Annotated in this window: 3 protein-coding genes; all 3 read right to left on the reverse strand. The window is 71.3% G+C overall.

Annotation, left to right across the window (positions count from 1 at the left end):
* Positions 1-859 (reverse strand): serine/threonine-protein kinase (locus G6018_RS12180; RefSeq protein WP_182639736.1); only part of this gene is annotated, 859 nt, incomplete at its 3' end.
* The gene (locus G6018_RS12185) at positions 856-2,328 is read right to left on the reverse strand and encodes a penicillin-binding protein 2 (RefSeq protein ID WP_182616176.1); all 1,473 of its coding nucleotides are present in this window, start codon (positions 2,326-2,328) and stop codon (positions 856-858) included. The genes G6018_RS12185 and G6018_RS12180, both read right to left, overlap by 4 nt.
* Before the next feature lie 7 nt (positions 2,329-2,335).
* Entirely contained in the window at positions 2,336-3,778 is a 1,443-nt protein-coding gene (locus G6018_RS12190) for an FtsW/RodA/SpoVE family cell cycle protein (RefSeq protein WP_182610726.1), read from the reverse strand.
* Positions 3,779-3,833 lie beyond the last annotated feature (55 nt).

The raw sequence follows: 3,833 nt of genomic DNA on the forward strand, positions 1-3,833 counted from the left end.
ACGCCCCCGGCGGTCGGGGATCGCGACCGGCGCGCACGTCGGCCACCGCCTCGGCGAAGGCCTCGCCGTCCGGGTACCGACGAGTCGGATCCTTGACCATGGCGTCGGCGAGGAGCCTGCGGACCGGCGGCGGCACCGAGTCGGGCAGCGGGGGCGGCGTCTCCCGGACGTGCATCATCGCCACGCTCACCGGCGAGTCGGCCACGAACGGCCTGCGCCCGGAGACGCACTCGTACCCCACCACGCCGAGCGAGTACACGTCCCCGGCCGGGGTGGTCTCGTGGCCCATGGCCTGCTCGGGGGCGATGTACTGGGCGGTGCCCACGACCATCCCGGCCTGCGTGACCGCCGCGGACCCCATCGACTTGGCGATGCCGAAGTCGGTGAGCTTGACCTGCCCGGAGGGCGTGATGAGGATGTTGCCCGGCTTGACGTCCCGGTGCACCAACCCGATCGCGTGTGCGGCGTTGAGTGCGCGACCGGTCTGCTCGAGCATGTCGAGCGTGTGGCGCAGCGGGAGCGACCCCTCGCGGGACAGGACGTCGGACAGCGGCTCGCCCACCACGAGCTCCATGACCAGGTAGGACAGTGGACTGCCCGAGGCCGGGTCGTCGATCTGGCCGTAGTCGTAGACCGTCGCGATCCCCGGGTGGGAGATCCGCGCCGTCACCTTGGCCTCGGATCGGAACCGCTCCACGAACTCCTGGTCGGAGGAGAACTCGGCCTTGAGCACCTTGACCGCCACGTGCCGGTCCAGCACCGCGTCGGCGGCCTCCCAGACCTGACCCATCCCGCCCGTGGCGATCAGGCGCAACAGGCGGTACCGGCCGGACAGGAGCGCTCCGGAGTTGAGGCTCATCCGGCTCCCCCGAGGAGGGCACCGAGGACCTCGCGCCCGATGGGTGCGGCGTAGGTGGAGCCCACCGTGTCGCGGGTGACGCCCGGCCCGGATTCGATCGCCACGGCCACGGCCACGTCCTGCCCGGGTACGAACGCGATGTACCAGGTGTAGGGGACGGACTCCGCGGCGTCCACGCCGTGCTCCGCGGTGCCGGTCTTGGAGGCGATGGTCACCCCGGGCAGGCCGCCCCCGGCGTTGCGCTCCGCGCCCTCCATGAGCTCGGTGAGGGTGCCGGCCTGCTCGTCGGTGAGGGCGCGTCCGGCGTCCTCGGGGGTGAACCCCTGCACCACGGAGAGGTCCGGCGCCGTGAGCGAACGGATCAGCTTCGGCTGCATACGCACCCCGCCGTTGGACACGGTCGCGGCCACCATGGCGTTCTGCAGCGTGGTCATGCGGACATCGCTCTGACCGATCGAGCTCATGGCGAGCTGGGCGGCGTCCTCCATCTGGCCGAGCCCGGACGGCGCCGCGGGGATCCCGAGCTCGTCCGGCTCACCGCCGTCCACACCGAAGCGCTCGGCCATCTCGGTGAACGCGTCGGCACCGATCTCCTGGCTGAGCTCCACGAAGGGCACGTTGCAGGAGAGCTCGAACGCGGTGCGGAGGGTCACGGTGCCGCCCCCGCAGGCCTGGCCGGCGTAGTTCTGCAGGAACGTGGAGGTCCCGGGCAGCAGGGTGCGGTCCGCGCCGGAGACCGGGGTCTCCGGTCCCATCCCGGACTCGAGGGCGGCGGCGGTGGTGATGACCTTCATGGTGGACCCGGGAGGCAGGGACTGCTGGGTGGCGTGGTTGAGCAGCGGCCGGTCGGGGCTCTGCTCGATCCGCGCCATCTCCTGCGTGCGGACGGTCTGCTCCTGGCTGGACAGGGCGTTGGGATCGAAGGACGGGCTGGAGGCCAGCGCCAGGACCTCGCCGGTGGAGGGTCGGACCGCCGCCACGGAACCCACGAAGGGTCCCTGGCCCGCGCCCCGCTGCAGCGCCGCGTAGGCGACCTCCTGGGCGACGGGGTCGAGCGTCAGCTCCACCGAACCGCCCTGGGGGGTGCGCCCGGAGATGAGCCCCGAGATGCGCTGGGAGAGCAGCCGCGGGTCGGACCCGTTGAGGAACGCGTCCTGGGACTGTTCGATCCCCGAGGTGGCGAACTGCAGGGAGTAGTACCCGACCGTCGGGCCGAACGCGGTCGGACCGGTGGGATAGGTGCGCTCGAACTCGTACCTGCCCTCGGAGGGGACCGACATGGCCAGCACCCGGCCGCCGGCGGTGATCTGCCCGCGCTGGCGGGAGTACTCGTCGAGCAGCATCCGGGTGTTGCGGGGGTCGGCGCGCAGGTCGTCGGCGCGGAAGACCTGCACCCAGGTGAGCTGGAGGAGCAGCGCGACCACCATGACGATGGCGGCGATCGCGATCCTGCGGATGGCGGCGTTCACGCGGCGCTCACCCGGACTTCCGGACGCGGGCCAGCAGCGGGGTCCGCATCATGCCCGTGGCGGCCTCGGCGAGCGCGGGTGTCTGACGCGGGGTCGGCAGCGGCCGCCGGGCGTCGTCCGACAACCGGAGCAGGATGGCCAGCAGGGCGTAGTTGGCGAGCAGGCTCGACCCGCCGTAGGCCATGAAGGGCAGGGTGAGCCCGGTGAGCGGGATGAGGGTGGAGACCCCGCCGACCACCACGAACACCTGGATGGCCACGGTGAAGGCCAGGCCGACGGCGACGAGTTTGCCGAAGCTGTCCCTGATGGTCAGACCCACGCGGATCCCGCGCAGGACGATGATCGTGTAGATCATCAGCACGGCGGCGAGGCCGATCAGGCCCAGTTCCTCGCCGATCGTGGAGGTGATGAAGTCGGTGCCCGCGAACGGCACCTGGTCCGGCCGCCCGTTGCCGAGTCCGGTGCCGCCCATGCCGCCGGAGGCGAGACCGAACAGTGCCTGCGAGCTCTGATAACCGCCGGTGTCGAAGTAGGCGAAGGGGTCCTGCCAGATCTGGAACCGCACCCGCACGTGCCCGAAGAGGGCGTAGGCCAGCACGCCACCGATACCCACCAGCACCACGCCGATGAGCAACCAGCTGACGCGCTCCGTGGCCACGTAGAGCATGGTGAGCACGGTGGCGAAGAGCAGGAGCGCCATGCCGAGGTCCGTGTTGAACACCAGCACGCCCAGGGACAGGAACCACGCCACGATGATCGGCCCGAGGTCACGCCCGCGGGGCAGGTCCACGCCGAGGATCCGCCGACCGGCGCTGGTGAACAGCTCCCGCTTCTCGACCAGGATCGAGGCGAAGAAGATGATGAGCAGGATCTTGGCGAACTCGCCGGGCTGGATGGTGAAGCCGGGCAGGATGATCCAGTTCTTGGCGCCGTTGATCTCGGAGAACCGGGCGGGCAGCACCGCCGGGATCGCCAGCAACACCAGGCCGGCGAAACCCATGGTGTAGCCGTACCGGGACAGCACCCGGTGGTCCCGGAGGAAGTACAACACGGCCGCCATGAAGGCCAGCCCGATGAGGGTCCACAGCAGCTGCCGGGTGACGTCCATCCCCGGCGGGTCGGTGCCGTTGGCCACGGCGCGCGCCGCGTACGCCAGGTCGAGGCGGTAGATCAGCACCAGGCCCAGGCCGTTGAGCAGGGCGACGGCCGGCAGGAGCACCGGGTCCGAGAAGGGGGCCAACCACCGGATCAGCAGGTGGGCGCCGCCGCACAGACCGAGGTAGGCGAGGGTGAGCCAGAGCAGTGTGAGGCTGAGTTCCTGCTCCTGGGCCAGCTGGACCAGCAGCAGTGCGAATCCGACGATCACCGAGGCGGCGACCAGCAGGACGAGCTCCTTGCCGCGGCGGGGCGGGGCCGGAGCCGCCTGCGTTCCGGGTACGGGGGCGGCCACGGGTCAGCTCACCGCCCGGCAGTCGACTCCCGGCACGGGGGCCGGGGCGGGCGGG

Origin of the sequence: Dietzia sp. DQ11-44 (assembly GCF_014145205.1) — a bacterium.
GTDB lineage: Bacteria > Actinomycetota > Actinomycetes > Mycobacteriales > Mycobacteriaceae > Dietzia > Dietzia natronolimnaea.